Below are 16,343 nucleotides of genomic sequence, written 5' to 3' on the forward strand. Positions count from 1 at the left end.
CATTTATGAAGCTGTCATGAGGTTAGAAGATCTCAAAAGATATTTAGATTCGAATGATACCGTAAATTTGTATGACAAAGTTACTGGGTTGATAGATCAGTTGAAGTGTCTAGAGTTTTGCACAAGCGTGAACCGCCCCATAAATAATGAAAGCTTTTTGACCGCTAATATTGGCGAAGTTGAATCTATTCGACGAAGGCTGGCTAAGATAAGCGGTGGTATTGAAGAAAAGTTACATAAGCATAAGCAACATTCTTTGACATTGGTTAAATATATCAATAGGGATTTATCGTTATGGTTAGCGTGCGCTGAACAATATAAAGGTATTGCCAATAGCATCGAGTTTTCACTTGATGAGATTCGACGTAACAATGCACTGTATTTGTTGTCAGGTCAGGAAAGGAAGTATGAAACTGCCTTTAAAGAAGAAAATTTGCCCGGTATTTTAGCGTCAAATTTACGTTGTATTTACCGCAATTATAATTTTATTAATATCACCACTGAAACATGGACTGCCCTTGGCCGCTCTGATGTCAAAATATCATTCAATCAAAAAACAGTAGCTATAATTGAATCAAAATTACTCTTCACCATTAACTATCGGTATAAAGAGGCAAAGGTCCTGAAAAACTATAATGGAAAAACTAAGGAAGGACTTAACCAATTATTTAAGCGATATTCTGAATATGAAAGTTTAAATGATTCGAACGGGATTGAACTATATCTGGCATTATTCACTTACGATGCTGATATGTATAATCTTACACATAAAGTTTTAGAAGCTGTCGAAGAGTGCGCAAAAGAAAACCAATTCACGTACACTTTATTAGACTGTGGAACTAACAGTTTGAATTTTACATATACAAGCCATAGAGGGTTTAAGGATAAACAGTCCCACATAACAGTATACTTGTGTAATTTGGAGCTAAACTATAAGAATAGTAAATAATACTAAAAACATGCGCCCTACTTATTACCTATGTTCATAGCATTACGCTCACGTTGCATGTGCTCAAATTCATCGCATTGGGCCGCTAAGAGAGAAGTTTCGAGGCTACATAGGGGTTACTTAGTTGAAAAGGTCACATTGCAGGCAAGAAACAAAATGCCAGCATACACAACACCAATAACAATCATCTCAATGGCTCCGGTCAATCTATCAAAGGTTGGGCTGTTTTTAAGAACTTCACGCCCCGCAACCGTAATCACTAAAAGGTTGGCTGATATACAGTTACCCACCACAATGATAAGTAAAGTGATGGCCGCATCACTTAGATTAGTCTTTACCAATAAAGTGCCTGCACCAAAGTAACTGATGATCAAGAAGAGATACTGCAGCGATGTTCCCCGATTTGGCGATTCGTACAAACCCGTAGAGACAAACAGAAACTTCATGGCAAAGAGTGTCGTCAATAGATAGTTAATTGTCATCGCCCAAAGGTCGAGCCAATTTGGTTTACCCGAAACTAGCTCCAGAGAATACCCCGTCATAAGCAGCATAGAGGCGAGAACAGCCGCAATCGAAGTTGAAAGAATGATGCTGTAAATTTTCTTCGCAAATCCAATACAGAAGTCTGTCATGAATAACATGATCAACGTGTTCGCATAAATGATGAAGCCAAGCAACATAGGGGCATGACTATTAAAAAATGACTCAAAGAGAATTGAAAATTGAACATCCGCAACTAAGGAGTGAGCTTGCACCAAGTCATATTGTTCAAGGGTGTGAATGATGCCTGGCAACACCATACCAAAGCCAAGGAGTCCCAATGCCGAATAAACGTTTTGCTTAAAATCTTCCCTTAACCATTTCCAAAATTCTCTGGATGTAAAAGAAGACGCGGTTTGTTTCTTTTTGTCAGCTTCTTCCACAGTTAGAGTGCTTATCGATGGGTTGTCAGAGGTGCTGGTGGTCATACTTTTTCCATGTGTATCTTGTTGCGCTGTGTGCATGTTACAGGCTCACTTTAATACATGCATTCTATAATTGGCTGACATTGAGAAAAGCCTCAAAGGATGTATTGTTTTTTGTTATGTTTTGATATATATGATCGTATGACTTTTACTATATCTTATTTCGATTGGGGTTCCATGATGAAAACTCAGCTACTATCACTTGCATTACTTCTTACATCTACCTTTTCAGCAGCTGATGTTGATCCGCTCGTGTCCGAGTATCAAACATTAGATGCACTCAATAAAAATTATCCTCAAATTGCACAAATGGTGATTGCGGTAAATGGGGGCACGGCAACCTTATGTGAGACTGTATTTCCACTTTCTGAACTATTGAAATATGAGGCATTCAATAGCCTAGGTGTTCATGTATCCAAAGATGGGGTATTGGAGGATACTGCCGCCGCGCATGAAAATTTACATAGAGCCGTGAGGTCGCTCTGCTTGTCACTCTTTACAAGTGAGATACTCACTGAATCTCAGCAGTCACTTAGTTCGCATAATTTGGAACTATTCAGCAAGGGTTCGGACTTTAGTTCGAAACTTGAAACAAACAAGCAAATGGTAGAAGAGGCACTTAATGAATTCGATGTAGAGCGTAACTGATACCGACTAGTGCAAAAAGACGGCTTTAAGCTGACACAGCCGTTATTCTTAACTAATGGGTAACGTGACCTCTATGTACTCGTTATACCGCTAACATTTTGAAATACAGCTCAAGGCTCAAAAATGGGACTAACTGAATTGATACATTTCGCTGATCATGGCCTAACGACAATACTGTTTATTGCAAGCATGAGTGCTTTTCCATGTATTGTTTGGATCGTCTCTTCCAATTCAGAAAAACTTTGTCTAACAGTGAAGTAGAACCCTAAAAGTTATTTCACTATGATTGATTATCTATACATCAAGCATGTTCATAAAACGTTGGCAATAGATCAGTAAATTTCAAAGGAAGATAAAATGCTAAGACCCAACCTAACCACGGAGCAATACAGAACAGCAGCAAAACAACTCCTTGGTACCGAATTGTGGATCGGAGTCAATCTTACTGGTGGTATGTTTGTTTCTTAATGACAAAGCTGATATTGAGCTTTTGGGAAGTCCAGTTCATTAGTCTTATCTCACTCAATGTATTGGTACTCTTCGTAACTATTCAATACTGCACACTGCCACTTTGGGGTAGATTGAAGCTTTATCAAATGCAGAATGAGTTTGGTAAGAAAAAGGTCGCTGAGTTTTTAGATTGGCTTGATGGTGATGATGATTCAACATTCGAATTCAAATAGGATGAACTGCCGTGAGTTGCTATGCATAGCGGCCATCGGGATTTTATTTGGTTCTCGTTTTCAAACTTAGGTACGCATCCTGGGTACTTTATGGTTATTTGTGCATTACTGGGAGCTTATTCATGGAGTCACTATTAGTATGAAAGAGTACGATAATTGGTTAATACTGGTAAGAATTTTGTTGGCATTCCTCATCTTCGTGACATGTGTGTTGATTGCGGAAAACCAAACGACAGTGGTCATTATTTTGAGTTTAGTTCTATACCTCCCTTTGGCCATTGCTAGTTTTCGTGAATATCGTGAATACAAAGCGTCCGGTTTCAACACCTATGAAAAGTACTGGTTTTACAATCACTACTTGAAGTAGCGTTCGCATTTTGAACTTTTGGAAAGTGGTGCATTGCTCAGTTATTGAGGTGCTCAACAAGGGGCACCCGCGCAAAATATCAGTTAGCCATTACATACGCCATTGTAATGGCTATTTTTTTGAGTTCGGTATATTCCCAGAAAGATTCTTTAAATACCTGACACTCGTTAGTTAGGCTATCGAAATCGAAGTAGCAGACTATCTCTTTGGTAGAAAAGGAAATATTGCAAGCGATATAGAGCAGCCCTGCATACATGATGGCTACCAGGAACATCGATACACCGCCAAAGAAAGCATCATAATGAGGGTCATTTGTAATCTTTTCACGGCCAATATCGACAACTCCGGCAATAATGATAAGCAAAAACACCCCGCACACTATGCCGAGCAAAGTTAACGCTTGCGCATCCAAACCCGTAAAGACCATAAATGCCCCACCTCCAAAATAGCCAGCTATCAGGCCGAAATATTGAAAACGTGTTCCACGATTAGGGGACTTTTCCATGCCGCTAGACACAAATATGAATTTGACAGCAAAAAGAGCGACAGCAACGTAATTTAAGGTCATCGACCACAATGTAAGCCAATTGGGCTCAAAGGATAGAAGATTAACCGCATGACCAATCATAATCACTAAAGCAGCAAAGGCAGCTGTAATTGCTGCGGCTAAAACAAAGTCATACAGCTTGATCGCTAAAGCGATGGTCCAATCCTTCATTGTGAACAGGATAAATAAGATCCCATACATAATGGCCCCAAACAAAAGAGGCGCTTCATCATGGAACATCGACTCCATGAGTGAGGACATCTTTATACTGCCAACCAGTGAGTTTTCTTTCGCAATATTAAAGTACTTCAGAATCCAGATAATGCTACTGATTGTTAATCCGATAACGATAAGAGAACCAGCGCCGAAAGAGCCATTTGAGGATCTGGATTTGATGTCCTCCCAAAATTCTTCCGTCTTGAAAGTGGAAACTTTAGGGGCCTTCTCTTGCTTTGCTTCTTTTTCTCTTTGAGCCCTTAATGCGGGGTTGCCAGTGTTGTTGTTTGTCATTTTCGTTCGTTGTAGTGGTTATCAGTTGAACATAGGTTACAGGATCACTTTAACTTGTACAGCATTAGCGAGTGGTGTTTTGCGAATCTCGCGTCATTGTATTTTGTTTGCGTCATGAGTTGGCATGTTTGGGGTGGGCGTAGAGAGTCAATGTTGCGGCATCTTTGGCAAGTCAGGTTTCATTCACAATCAGAAAGCATCAAAGCAGAACGAACCTACTCATCGTTCATCGCCCCTCACTACCACAATAGGTATTTCAGTATGATCATCTCGTGGCGTGATCGACGTTGGCTAATGCTTTAAACCGATCGTAATAGGGAAGAGTGCGACCATTTCGGCACTGACCAAAAAGATGCTTTCCTGTTATCCATTCATAGAAAATCAGCTATTTCCGGTTGCAGTACTCAGCGTAAAGGTAAGTGGATGGTTGATGTTGTTATGCCTAGCGGGGACGGCGAACGATTGAGTCACTTCGATTTCTGTCTCACCTTCGGCATCAATACACTCAATACTAAACCCGGCCACACGATCATAACGTGAATTGCCCCGCGACGTTTGTTCTCAAAACGGTCATCAGACCTTTTCTAGCGCCAGTGCTCCACATTTCATTGGCATTACTGAATGGTGAAAAGCTGGGTATGTTGGATGAATAGGTCGAATCATGGGGACATTGATCGGTGCACTGATTTTCGGCTTCCTAAACAACGTACTAAACACTTACGACGTTTCCTTTTACTACCAAATGATTGCAAAAGCAGTGCTTATTCTTCTGGCAGTAGTGGTTGAGATCAAAAGTATATAACCAGTAGAGTCACTTCAAAATGACGGAATGAAGGACTCATTCAACACGCAACACAAACACGACAAAGGACAAGACACATGAAAAAATTAACGACTTTTTTAGCAGCAGCAGTGATCGCAGCGTCGGCTTCTACCTCAGTAGCAGCCCTACCATCTGAAGGTGTCGGAACGGAGTTTGGACGCGGTGTAAAACCAACCCCGAATGTGCCAGTTCCACAAGTGCCACCAACGAGTGACGGCAAGTTCACTAACCTGCAAGGAACAAATGCTATTTGTGTGGGTGTCTCTTGGGATGTCGCGTCGACTAACGCGAACCCTTATCTCTATCAGTTAGCGACAGAGCCAAAGTTCCCGTCGCTTTATGGCAGCGCCTTCTATGACACGCAACATAACAACACACAAGCCGTCTGTATCGGTGTTTCGTGGGACGTCGGTCAGCCGACTAATGGCGGCGCGAGTTACCCAACATGGCCGAATCAACCAATGTTATCGCACTCCCGTTTTGGCTAATAGCCGAGTGCCCTATGAAAAGACCGCCATGGCGGTCTTTTCGTAAAGGGAAGACCTAGAGCGGTCACAGTGAGGAAACTCACCAATAAATCCCAATTTTCTGTACCATCAAACCCCCGATATCCACCAGCACACCACTCACTTATACACGGTATCAGGCAGGGTCTTTACTCACAAGCCCCGCGCTGCCACCCCGAGTACCCCGAAACCCATCACGCGCTTACCCTAAAGACACGGGGCTTCGCCCCTAAGAGCGAACGTAGGACTCGGACTGACGCGGCTACGCCGCTAACGACATGATGCGCTTCGTTCATCAAGGCTTCGCCTGAATGCCGCTTCGCGGCGTTCAGCTACGCTTCACTTGACGCGCCTCGCGCCACCGGGCAATAGCCAAAGAGTGAGCCCCTGTTTGGCGAAGCCAAACATAGATTGAGAAAGAGAGAGATAGAGAGAGATAAAATGATATATGAAGAGATAGATCGAATTTAAATTAAAGAGGCCGGCGCGAAGCGCCGGGTCTATTAGGGAAGGGGAGTCGTCGGCGAAGCCGAGAAAAGACTGGCCACCATCGGTGTGGCCGAGTGGGGCACTGGGTTTGGTGTGTAATTGGAAACAGCAAACCTGATACCGTGTATAATGGTTAAAAAAACAGCAATAATTGCAGGCGGTAAGGGAAGTTTTTTGCAAATGATTTGTGAAAATATATGCCTTTGTGTATTATTAAACAATGTCAAACCAGAAGCGTTTTTGTGTATTGAGACTCAGCGCTCAATTACAAAAATCGGCCCTGACACTCAAAGGAGCACTCTCATGATCCAAACAAAAATCTACGGTCTATTGGGTATAGTGGCTTTCGTGCTTGCGATGCTGGCCGAACACGATACGAGTGTCGTTCACGAATACGTCGACAACTTTGAAGTGATTGCCCATGTGTTTTTGCTGCTCGCCTGCGCTGATTGGGTTGGACGAACGTGGAATGTTCAACCCCACAAGGAAGACGGGCAGTAAAGCAGACTATGTGGCCGCGACCGCTTCACCCATTTCATTATAAAACCCACTACTATCGTCGGGCACTCGCCCCGTACCGAAAAAGGCTCAAGTCACTGCAACATTTTCAGCAGTTTGCTGAAGTAGACACACAGGTCTTGTGGCAACTTACCCAATATGAGCAAACCCTCGTACTCGGTCATGAGCATCTGGTCGGTGCCCCCATTGACCGCATTACTGAAGGTCGACACCGCGATGGATTGCGCATAGTAGTCGCAGCATTGCCACACCAATTTAACCACTGGCACCGCGTCGCGGCGTTTTGCCCCATCGGCAAATTACCAGACATTAAATCCATTCAGGAGTTGTGATGATTTGGCTCTTATGCACGCCGAATAACAACCGACTCCCGTTCATAAATCAAAGGAAGGTCATATGACACATTTGTTCAAAACGATACTTGCGACACTGGCTGCCGCTGCACTTGCTGGGTGTAGCTCAGCACCGGACGAAACCGACACTGTTTCCTTTTATGATCTATCAGACAGTGAGCGCTTTAAGCTCGTTTCCGAGGTCAGCCAGATGCGACAGTACATTGCCATTAAAGAGAGAAAGAAAAACAAGAAGGGGGAGGTGACCGTCGCGGTACAAACCGACGAGGCGGTGATCACCAGTAACCGCCGATACTTCGATAAAGGTCAAGCCATCAATCAATATTGCATTGAAGAGTTGCGTATCTTAGATGGATTTGAAACCGATGATGCTGGCTACACCTTCCCGGTTTATACCGTCTCTCAAGACATTGTTGAGTGCCCCGAGTGGAAACTTTACAAGGAATTGTTCGCACCACATTTTGAAAACGCGAAATCCACCGATTCACCGACCACTAACGACGAGGTGAACTGATGTCCGATCCTACGACCACCAATGATATCGACCCAATGGATCATGGGTACGGTGTCGATGTTGAATTACTCATCAACAACTATGAAGACATTTTGGCTTTGGAAGGGTATTCCAAAGACGACATCAAGTGCGAACAAGAGCGTGTCTCATTGATTTGCTACAACTTAGGCTACAAATCGGTTGGATTAACTGAACTGCATAAGTTGCTCGACTTGTCTTCATTGTTCTCACTGGCCAGCAAAGAGCCATCAATAGAAAACTCTTTACAGCTTTTTAGTTCTTCCTACCGTGATGAGAACAAGTACTTGGTAGTGTGTGAAAGCGAACTTGAGTTACTCAAATCCGAGTATGTTGGCATGGCGCGATTTACCGCTGCAGCATGGATGAACTTAAGTTACTCGACTCATCTTAGTGATGGCATTGCACTGGGTTGGTTCACGCTCGATATGTTGTTTCAATCGCGTGGAATGACCGCGACACACCCCGAAAATTGGACCCTCGATACATTTTCAGCATAAGGACATCAGTTTTGTTTTCACTTAATGACCCATCATTTAACCCAAGCTGGCGACCATACATTAAGCGCTTGCTGTCCATGGTAGCGACCCTGCTCATTTGTGGGTTCTCTGCCTATCAGTTCCATTCACTGTTGAATGTTGATCTTCTCTATTTTGGACTGGTTATCGGTTTTGTTCTGTTCATCTCTTTGGCCCCTATCTACACCGGGCGGCTTCAAGAGCGAGAGAAAATGTACATCTCGCATTTGCGCACGCTTAGCATGTCCAAATTGGAAAGTTACGCTTCAAAGGCGGGGTCCGATAAAGAAAAAGATCTCATCGATGCGATCATCGGTGAGAAACTCTATGGTCATCTATAATTGAGGCACTATGCAACAAGAGACAAATAAGGATGTTGATCTGCTGGCCATCAATCGATACAAAAACCTGATGCGTTTAGTGGATACGGAATACAACAACAAAATACAAGCTTTGTGCCGTGCGCTCGAAATGCCGCACCTCTCAAACTTTCTAAGTCATAAATCGATCCCCAAAAAGAAAATTGGTCCACGTATGGCACGAAACATCGAATTTAAATTGAGCTTAGCAGTTCGTTCTTTGGATGCGTCCCCAGATCACCTTTCCGTCCCGAGCTCAGAGTACATTGACGATTGCCCTGTTAAACGTGCCCGTTACGACAACTTAATGATGCTTGCAAACCTGATCAGTCCCGGCAACGTCAGTCGATTTGGTGATTTTCTTGGTTGCCATGTTTCAAATTACTTAGGCGCCAAACGTTCACGCAGTATCGGCGACAAACTTGCCCGGAAAATCGAAAGTGTGCTGCAGCTTGGCGAATACACTTTGGATACCCGCCAAAGCCATCGCTTTCTGGTGTCAGTATTGAACGAGCAGCAATTGATCGAGTGCATTGAGCAGTACCAAGCGACGTACAATGAACAATTATTCAATCTCGAGCGGCTCAATGAAAAGCAAGAGCAAACCATCTCTACCATGCTACAACGACTCGCATCAGAACTGGCCGAAAGTACTGATTATGAATTGTTGGCCAACGACGATAGTCGAAAGATCTTCCTTCCTTACTCCGATAAACAAGCATGCCTTCCGGTGTTGCTCCGACCTCATAATGGCGACAATTGGGAATTTTGGGTGATTGGCACCCTTGGTATGAAAACCCACTTCGACAAGATCACCCGTCACGCAATCGAAGGTACTCAAGCACAAAAAGCTTGGTCATCTTTTACTATCCAAGACTCTAAAATCAGTATCGTCGATCCTGTAAACCATAATCATCAAAACCTGCCAGGTATCAATCGCTCAGCCTCTTTGGTGATTAAGCGTGCTACCTATGATTTGAAAGACACCGTTGATGAAGTGCTAAGCCTGAGAATGACGATGAAAGAGACATATAACGCGCTGGTGGACACCCAAATTCACTATTTGACGGAGTACAGCCACTGGAGTATTCAGGCGATCAAGGAGCATTTTTCATCAGGTTTAAATGTGCCGATCGCTACGATCAATGCACATGGTCAAAAATTGAAGACGGTACTCCTTCCGACAATGAAAACAGATATCCAAACGAAAGACATCAAAGAGTTCGTCCGAAAGATGGCAAAGCAAGATGCCACATTGACGGTTCTCCCTATTCAGTTTGAAAATCAGCACCAATTGGGTAATAAATTACTTAATGCCAAATTATGGCTGAAACACTTATAGCGTTCGGCGTAATGAGTTGCACCAAGTTATTATCTACAAAGAACTTACCTTGAACTACGGTCGGTATATGCTAAACATTGCTCTCAGATTCGAACTGCCATTTAAGTTCTTACTTGGCATCCGATCATGTCGCTTTAATTGACATTGTGGCCACTCTCTTTCGCCTTCAGAAAATTACCTACACGCTCTTAACGAGAATTAATCTGTGTGGCTCATTCGACCGAGTTATGAATTTGCGGTCGATTTCCGCAAGTTCTAAAATGATGGCACTGATCCTAATTAGAGCTAATCATGCCCCTAAGAGCGACACTCGACGGTACAAATATTCATTCATTTCAGTATTCACCTATTGAATGGGAAGAGCTAAAACGCACTTACAAAACTCGCTCTTTAACTATGGCTTGTTGTGGCCACAAAGCGGTTCCGCGAACCAGTAAGCTAGGCAATCAGCACTTTGCACACGCCAGAAGAGGTGAGTGTACCTCCGCTCCTGAAACCGCCGATCACATTAAGATTAAAACTATTGTTGCGAATGCGGCGGAAAACGCCGGTTGGCATGTCACTACCGAGTTTGCAAGCGAAACACCGGACGGAGAAAAATGGGTAGCCGACGTTTACTGCCAAAAAGGTAATAAAACGATGGTGTTTGAAGTGCAATGGTCCCAACAGACCGATAGAGAGTACCATCGCCGAACTGAAAAATATAAAGCTTCTGGCATTAACCGCGTGGCTTGGTTATACCGAGATAGGGCCAATAGAGACAGACTTTATGATCGGCCTGACCCACTACCAAAATTTGGCTTTATCCCTGGTGAAAATGGCTATGTTGTGCCTGACTTTGATGTCGAACTCGTGGAATTTGTTGAAGGTATGTTTGCAGGTAGGCTGAAATGGTCACCCCGAAAGGGTGAGCGTTTGCAAGGCTACGCCTGTTATAACGGCAGTCTTTGTTTGAAGTGCGGCGGCCTCAATAACTATGTTTGTGCCCTTGAAGTTCGAACGCAAAGTGGTGTCTCTTTGGGAGGTGAGCTGTTCGATCGGTATACCTGTGCACGAGAGGTAATCGAAGCTCATGTTCCTATGCAACGTTTGTTAGAATATGGCATCGGATCACTAGACCATATCTATAATAAAAAAGGTGGTTATGCCTATATGGCTCATGGGTGCCTTCATTGTAGAGGAGTGCATTGTAATCACACACATCGATACGATTATCATACCGATTTAAACCGTTCGGTACCGTTTAGCTTCATTTACGATCCTCAGTTGTTACACCTTCGTGAGAAATGGTGTTTTGGTCCTCCACCAGCCTAAGTCGGTGATCTTCGTTTTTGCTTCCCTAATTTTGCCGTGTTAATTGTCAGTCCAAAACCATTGATGCCGATGGAATTAACATGCTTGCTAATAGTATGCTGGTCTCCTTATTTCCGTGACTCAGACTGTACGGCATAATTACGGACAAAGTGGTTGACACAAACGCCCATCCATACGAAAATTCTTATGTCCGGTAAAAAACCGTACGCAAAATATTATAAATTGTTTTTTAAAGTTGGCTTGCGAACCTTATTTGTAAGCCGTTAATTATCGAATAAAAGGTAGCCGAGCGTACATACGCGAGGAGAAGAGATGAGTGCACTAAAAAAAGAGCGAGTTGAGTTTCGCCTTTCTGAGCGTGAAAAAAGCACTTTGGAAGAGGCGGCAATACTTTCTAACACTACTGTAAGTAAATTTGTGTCTGAAACTGCGGTATCAAAGGCTCAAGAGGTTGTAGACGAACATAAACGTTTACAGGTTGAATCAAGTCAATGGGAATCTGTGATGGAAGCCCTTGAGAACCCAGCAGATCCAAACGAACTAATGCAGGAAATCATTGGTATGTCTTTGGAGGAATCTTGGACGGTCAAGATCAAAAAGTAACGGTCGAACGTTTCGACCCAGAAGCAAACTACGACTTTTCACAGTTCAATTGTGGTGTTGAGGTGTTGAATAACTACCTCACTAATTCGATGCACAAAGAGAGTGCGAGGAAAATAGCGATTCCACACCTATGCTTAGTGGAACCTGAGTGCGATAGCGATCCCAAACGAGTTATCGGTTATTTTACCTTAGCCAGTAGTTCGTTTGAGAAAGCGCACCTCTCTAATAGTGAACGAAGGAAATGCCCCTACCGATCTGTCCCTTGCATTCTCTTAAGCAAGATCGCCGTATGTCAAAGCGCACAGGGTCAAGGTCTCGGAAAATGGTTGCTTGGTCGGGCGATTCGTCAGTCTTTCTTAGCGTCAAGAGATGTCGGTGTATATGCGCTATTTTTACAATCTAGAGAAGGCCGCGAACAGTTCTATCTTGATGCAGGAATGATTCAATCTAAGCTACAACCAAACATGTTCATTTATCCATTGAAACAGTATGAAAACGGGCTAAAAGAGCAAGTTTTGCGAACACTTTAAGTGAGCGCCATACCTATAAGAGGGGGTATTCGACATCGCGTTTGTACTATCACAACGTACTTTGTTTACCTGACGTCGAATTCCCCAAATGAAAAGTCCGGTTCAGCACGCGAGTACGGCATAAAGAAACTTGTGCCATTACGTGAACTACCTAAGAAATGCACTAAGCTGTTTATTAGGTCAGAGGACTTTATTATGCAGCGATACTGGCAACTGAGCACCGATGTTGACGTACAGACCGACTATCTTTTCTATACGCAATTCAATATAAAGCTACCTTACATAACGAAGAAGTTTGATTTTAAGGTGGGCGACTACCATGAGTGGCTGGCTGACAATTTTGATTTAGGGCATGTACAGCGGTTAAGCCCTGTATTTGGCCTCAATATATGTAGACGTCACTGTGACACTGAAGAGTTGATGTGCTCGTTAACGCATTTTGGCGATCCAAGAAAAGCCGAACACGTTTTTCCAATTCAGATCCACTTGCTTGACAAACACCACAATGAATCTGAAACCTATCAGTTTACTGAAGACCTTTTAACCGAGTTATCCTTTGACGGGGATGGATTGAATGAACTTGATACCCTTTACATATACCGTCTAGATAAAGCGATCGATCTCATAATCTATTTTGGCCAGTACATCACGATAATTATTGTTCCCGATGTTGTCACCAACAGACTCCAAGAAACCTGCCTCCCTGGTTGGCCACACACACTGAAAGAGCACTTAAGCCCTTATAAAACTGACATACCAACCGTCTGGGACTCCTATCTTCGCCGTATCAGACAATGCGTGAGTCGTCGCTTGAGTACCACATCACTAGAATTCGAAATAACAAACTGGTGCTATCGACAGCTCGATTAGCGACCCTTCGTTTTTTATCTACCTACATCTGTTTTATGCCACCAACCATACGTAGGCCATTGGAATCTTGTACTAGCATGTTCAGGCTAAAAATCGAGTGCTGCCTAACGTTAGGCGTTGAAAGGCAGATCATTTTTTACATTATTGATTGAGATCATGAGTCCTTGCGGGTTCAACGACTGGGGAATGCTCGATATAATGGGTGGGTTCACTGAGATGTGGATACGAAAAAGCCCTGAAAAATGGGGTTTTTCAGGGCCTTGAATATTTGACGACAGACAAGAGAGGTTTTTATGGAGGCAGAGCTATTAAATGCCATTGCTGCGGTAATAACAGCTATTGCTACACTCGCTTTAGCCATTAAAGGTAAAAGCTAATCTACAAACCTCTTATTCTATTGGCGTAGTTTAAGAGGTTTTACTTATCTGAGTCTTTTAATAAATTACCACCACGATACGCAATTTTCAACCTACCTATGTGAAATCTGTTGTTCTTGTCCGTGCAAACCATCCTTGGTCATTGTGCCGTTTCGCTTGAATCACTTTAAGCTCATAACCAATAACTCTCGATCTGTTGGCGGATACCACAACTGCTATCTCAATGAGTGATTGATAGCGGGGGGAGCGTGTTTGGCGCAATTATGGGAGAGATGGGTAGCCTAACGTTTCGCATATTTTGGTAATGTTGTTTTTTATCCAGGCTCTATCAATAGCGCCCCACTCAGCAATTCTATATTGGCCTCTGTCGATCATCTCAATTCGGACCTCAATTTCGAGCAGTGCTTTAACTGTATCTTGCGCGGTACGGCGTGGCATACCGGTTGCGTCAATAATTTGCGGTACGGTGTTGATACCTGAGTCGATCAAATAGGCCACCAGCAGTCTGCGTAAAAATGAGGTGTGCGTTTTACTTGGGGTTACGCTCATGAAAGAAATTCCTTTTGAGATGTTATTCTAAATTGCTAGAGGACTGATTTTTAGCACATTAAGGCTCTAAACCTGAAGGTTTATCGATCACAAACCAAGGCCCATAGTCTTTAGAGCGTTTGGCGATAGCAAATTGATCGATGAATTTAGAAATACTGGCCATAGCAACCTTATCACTGCAATAGTGATGACCACCAATCGGTTTAATATCTTGAATGATTTGTTGGATATGGCGCTCTTTTCCATCATTCAAAACGTTCTTAACTCTATTCATGGTGCGCTTAAACGGTGTCATGTATTCGGTGTCACCGCCTTTTGCCCCTGCCTGTGCACAACGCATGTCAGTATTTAACGCTTCAACGATCCTGTGCGCCGTTCTACGTGATCCTGGCTGTATCTTTGGGGCAATTTCTAGACGGATGTGATACTCAAAATCGTTCATTGCCATTGTCCAATAGTCATCACCGCAACTGGAGAGGTAAGGCTTGTTTGATTGGTTGCGTCTTCGTAAACAATCACGTTTTTCTATGGAATACACACCGATTCGATACTGCTTCAATATCTGGCGTTTAAGATCGGACATGCTGCCATTAGTTCTGCCCACAAATGCTGTAAGTAGGTGAGGTATCGCAATTTTCTGATCGTATCCTTGTCGATGCCATTGCTTTCTTTTCTCTGCGTCCGTCTGCCATCGGGTGAGCTGCTCAATGACGGGATAGGATAGCGTTCTCTTACACTCAACAACCTGACAGAGTGTTTCTGCTTTGATACCAATGTAGTCCGGGCGACCGTTAAAGAGATCGATGACCACTTCAGGGTACAGTGCCCAATTGTTGAGCTCCAAAAATGCTTTGGCAATGTCGGCTATCTCCGTCTCGGTATTAATGGTTTCTACTCGCACAGTCAGCACCTCTTATAAAAGCAATCGACAATACACTGTCTTTAATAGACAGAATGGACACTCATAGTTAAGCACGGCACTTACGTGCATACAAGTATATTATATGGTAATGACATGTATTAATTCGCCATCAAGCTGGTGGTTTGAGTGATGAATTACTCAATTCTGAATGCTTACTTTCCAGTGTCGAAGAGGGGTTGTAATGCTCGGCGGATTCAAACCCAGATAGAATGGGTGTGTTCACTTAGATGTGAATACGATAAGGCCCAAAGCCTTGAATATTTGACGAAAGATGAGAGAGGTTCTTGTGGATGTAGAGCTATTAAATACAAGCGCAGCGCTAATAACCGCTTTTGCTACGCTCGTTATCGCCATGAACGGTAACAGCTAATCATAAACCTCTTATTCTATGCCAGAAGTTTAAGAGGTTTTGCGTATCTGCGTCTTGAAAAATTCTCTTCAAATCTTCGGTGATTTCCAGAACAATGCGGTTCTACTTTGATGATTTGAGACACAGATTAATGCATCAAACAATTATATTATGAATAGCTAAATTACTTTGATTCATCAATATAATCATGGACGTAACTTTAATGAGCAAGCTTATCACTATACCCACCTGGCAATTTAAATCCCCTCTAATATATTCGCCTCACGATCTGCTCGAGTTATTTCGTTTCAACGCTTCGCCTAGAAATGCAATCAAGTACATCGCAAAGCAATCCAATATTGATGCGCCTAAAGTCAGCGACAGGAGTATGGACAATCTCAGTGGAAAAGGGGTAAGTGAAAAGACATTGCTCCGAGCTGCCGCACCCATATTTGAATTGGCACCTGAAGGATTGATGGATGAAATCGACCAAATCTGGAATGAAGGGTACAGCCAAGCAAGAGCTATCTGGCTATCCAGTATCACGTCATTTGAAAGCAATTTAGGCGATAATGCTCTTGATTTACAGTGCCTTGGTTTGTTTAAGGCGTTCATATTCGAACGGGTTTCTTACATTGAACAGATAGACGAATGGGTGGATAGTATAGGAGGGCGTGGCGAGCTCAAAACAGGGAAGCATCCAGTCAACTTGATCACTT

18 protein-coding genes and 1 pseudogene are annotated in these 16,343 nt (G+C 43.1%); 15 read left to right on the forward strand and 4 right to left on the reverse strand.

Annotated features, from left to right (window positions below; genetic code table 11):
• A partial coding sequence (locus OCT63_RS20750; RefSeq protein WP_269984513.1) for a hypothetical protein occupies window positions 1-949 on the forward strand: 949 nt, incomplete at its 5' end.
• 116 nt (window positions 950-1,065) lie between these two features.
• On the opposite strand, the gene OCT63_RS20755 is transcribed toward OCT63_RS20750, so the two are convergent.
• Window positions 1,066-1,917: a hypothetical protein gene (locus tag OCT63_RS20755; protein WP_269984514.1), complete on the reverse strand. Its 852-nt coding sequence runs from the start codon at window positions 1,915-1,917 to the stop codon at window positions 1,066-1,068.
• Between the two features lie 174 nt (window positions 1,918-2,091).
• On the opposite strand from OCT63_RS20755, the gene OCT63_RS20760 reads away from it, so the two are divergent.
• Together OCT63_RS20760 and OCT63_RS20765 are read left to right on the forward strand one after the other, a co-directional pair.
• Window positions 2,092-2,562 (forward strand): hypothetical protein, encoded by a 471-nt coding sequence (locus OCT63_RS20760; RefSeq protein ID WP_269984515.1) that lies wholly within the window; start codon window positions 2,092-2,094, stop codon window positions 2,560-2,562.
• Window positions 2,563-3,029: 467 nt separating this feature from the next.
• The gene (locus OCT63_RS20765) at window positions 3,030-3,245 is read left to right on the forward strand and encodes a hypothetical protein (RefSeq protein WP_269984516.1); all 216 of its coding nucleotides are present in this window, start codon (window positions 3,030-3,032) and stop codon (window positions 3,243-3,245) included.
• Between the two features lie 446 nt (window positions 3,246-3,691).
• Here OCT63_RS20765 and OCT63_RS20770 read toward each other — a convergent pair whose 3' ends face one another.
• On the reverse strand, window positions 3,692-4,669 hold the full coding sequence (locus tag OCT63_RS20770) for a hypothetical protein (RefSeq protein WP_269984517.1): 978 nt from the start codon (window positions 4,667-4,669) through the stop codon (window positions 3,692-3,694).
• A 652-nt stretch (window positions 4,670-5,321) separates the two neighbouring features.
• Here OCT63_RS20770 and rbsC point away from each other — a divergent pair.
• The 11 genes and pseudogenes from rbsC to OCT63_RS20825 form a co-directional block, all read left to right on the forward strand.
• Window positions 5,322-5,471 (forward strand): annotated as a pseudogene (gene rbsC, locus OCT63_RS20775) (ribose ABC transporter permease); the annotation flags it as partial.
• A 77-nt stretch (window positions 5,472-5,548) separates the two neighbouring features.
• Complete coding sequence (locus OCT63_RS20780; RefSeq protein ID WP_269984518.1) at window positions 5,549-5,980, forward strand: hypothetical protein; 432 nt, start codon at window positions 5,549-5,551, stop codon at window positions 5,978-5,980.
• An 810-nt stretch (window positions 5,981-6,790) separates the two neighbouring features.
• Window positions 6,791-6,988 (forward strand): hypothetical protein, encoded by a 198-nt coding sequence (locus tag OCT63_RS20785; RefSeq protein WP_269984519.1) that lies wholly within the window; start codon window positions 6,791-6,793, stop codon window positions 6,986-6,988.
• 414 nt (window positions 6,989-7,402) lie between these two features.
• On the forward strand, window positions 7,403-7,873 hold the full coding sequence (locus OCT63_RS20790; RefSeq protein ID WP_269984520.1) for a hypothetical protein: 471 nt from the start codon (window positions 7,403-7,405) through the stop codon (window positions 7,871-7,873).
• Window positions 7,873-8,391: a hypothetical protein gene (locus tag OCT63_RS20795; protein ID WP_269984521.1), complete on the forward strand. Its 519-nt coding sequence runs from the start codon at window positions 7,873-7,875 to the stop codon at window positions 8,389-8,391. Before OCT63_RS20790 ends, OCT63_RS20795 begins: the two co-directional genes overlap by 1 nt.
• Window positions 8,392-8,402: 11 nt before the next feature.
• Window positions 8,403-8,750, forward strand: a complete 348-nt coding sequence (locus OCT63_RS20800) for a hypothetical protein (protein WP_269984522.1) — start codon at window positions 8,403-8,405, stop codon at window positions 8,748-8,750.
• Between the two features lie 10 nt (window positions 8,751-8,760).
• Window positions 8,761-10,110, forward strand: a complete 1,350-nt coding sequence (locus OCT63_RS20805) for a hypothetical protein (protein WP_269984523.1) — start codon at window positions 8,761-8,763, stop codon at window positions 10,108-10,110.
• A 291-nt stretch (window positions 10,111-10,401) separates the two neighbouring features.
• Window positions 10,402-11,424, forward strand: coding sequence for a competence protein CoiA family protein (locus OCT63_RS20810; protein WP_269984524.1), 1,023 nt, complete (start codon window positions 10,402-10,404; stop codon window positions 11,422-11,424).
• A gap of 312 nt (window positions 11,425-11,736) precedes the next feature.
• On the forward strand, window positions 11,737-12,027 hold the full coding sequence (locus OCT63_RS20815; protein WP_269984525.1) for a type II toxin-antitoxin system TacA family antitoxin: 291 nt from the start codon (window positions 11,737-11,739) through the stop codon (window positions 12,025-12,027).
• Window positions 12,003-12,557, forward strand: a complete 555-nt coding sequence (locus OCT63_RS20820) for a GNAT family N-acetyltransferase (RefSeq protein WP_269984526.1) — start codon at window positions 12,003-12,005, stop codon at window positions 12,555-12,557. The genes OCT63_RS20815 and OCT63_RS20820 overlap by 25 nt, the downstream gene beginning before the upstream one ends.
• Window positions 12,558-12,752: 195 nt before the next feature.
• Window positions 12,753-13,427: a hypothetical protein gene (locus tag OCT63_RS20825; RefSeq protein ID WP_269984527.1), complete on the forward strand. Its 675-nt coding sequence runs from the start codon at window positions 12,753-12,755 to the stop codon at window positions 13,425-13,427.
• Between the two features lie 638 nt (window positions 13,428-14,065).
• On the opposite strand, the gene OCT63_RS20830 is transcribed toward OCT63_RS20825, so the two are convergent.
• Window positions 14,066-14,353 carry a helix-turn-helix domain-containing protein gene (locus OCT63_RS20830; RefSeq protein WP_269984528.1) on the reverse strand — a complete coding sequence of 96 codons (288 nt, stop codon included), beginning with the start codon at window positions 14,351-14,353 and terminating at the stop codon, window positions 14,066-14,068.
• Between the two features lie 58 nt (window positions 14,354-14,411).
• Window positions 14,412-15,254: a hypothetical protein gene (locus tag OCT63_RS20835; protein ID WP_269984529.1), complete on the reverse strand. Its 843-nt coding sequence runs from the start codon at window positions 15,252-15,254 to the stop codon at window positions 14,412-14,414.
• A gap of 593 nt (window positions 15,255-15,847) precedes the next feature.
• Between OCT63_RS20835 and OCT63_RS20840 the strand changes: the two genes are divergently transcribed.
• Window positions 15,848-16,343, forward strand: a 496-nt coding sequence (locus OCT63_RS20840; protein WP_269984530.1) for a hypothetical protein, incomplete at its 3' end; no start/stop codon positions are given.

Source organism: Vibrio sp. RW (genome assembly GCF_027587105.1).
In the GTDB taxonomy this organism is placed as follows: domain Bacteria; phylum Pseudomonadota; class Gammaproteobacteria; order Enterobacterales; family Vibrionaceae; genus Vibrio; species Vibrio toranzoniae.

Coding starts and splice junctions, on each gene's coding strand:
- OCT63_RS20755 (WP_269984514.1), bottom strand. CDS start 1,917: ATGACCACCAGCACCTCTGACAACCCATCGATAAGCACTCTAACTGTG.
- OCT63_RS20760 (WP_269984515.1), top strand. CDS start 2,092: ATGATGAAAACTCAGCTACTATCACTTGCATTACTTCTTACATCTACC.
- OCT63_RS20765 (WP_269984516.1), top strand. CDS start 3,030: ATGACAAAGCTGATATTGAGCTTTTGGGAAGTCCAGTTCATTAGTCTT.
- OCT63_RS20770 (WP_269984517.1), bottom strand. CDS start 4,669: ATGACAAACAACAACACTGGCAACCCCGCATTAAGGGCTCAAAGAGAA.
- OCT63_RS20780 (WP_269984518.1), top strand. CDS start 5,549: ATGAAAAAATTAACGACTTTTTTAGCAGCAGCAGTGATCGCAGCGTCG.
- OCT63_RS20785 (WP_269984519.1), top strand. CDS start 6,791: ATGATCCAAACAAAAATCTACGGTCTATTGGGTATAGTGGCTTTCGTG.
- OCT63_RS20790 (WP_269984520.1), top strand. CDS start 7,403: ATGACACATTTGTTCAAAACGATACTTGCGACACTGGCTGCCGCTGCA.
- OCT63_RS20795 (WP_269984521.1), top strand. CDS start 7,873: ATGTCCGATCCTACGACCACCAATGATATCGACCCAATGGATCATGGG.
- OCT63_RS20805 (WP_269984523.1), top strand. CDS start 8,761: ATGCAACAAGAGACAAATAAGGATGTTGATCTGCTGGCCATCAATCGA.
- OCT63_RS20810 (WP_269984524.1), top strand. CDS start 10,402: ATGCCCCTAAGAGCGACACTCGACGGTACAAATATTCATTCATTTCAG.
- OCT63_RS20815 (WP_269984525.1), top strand. CDS start 11,737: ATGAGTGCACTAAAAAAAGAGCGAGTTGAGTTTCGCCTTTCTGAGCGT.
- OCT63_RS20825 (WP_269984527.1), top strand. CDS start 12,753: ATGCAGCGATACTGGCAACTGAGCACCGATGTTGACGTACAGACCGAC.
- OCT63_RS20830 (WP_269984528.1), bottom strand. CDS start 14,353: ATGAGCGTAACCCCAAGTAAAACGCACACCTCATTTTTACGCAGACTG.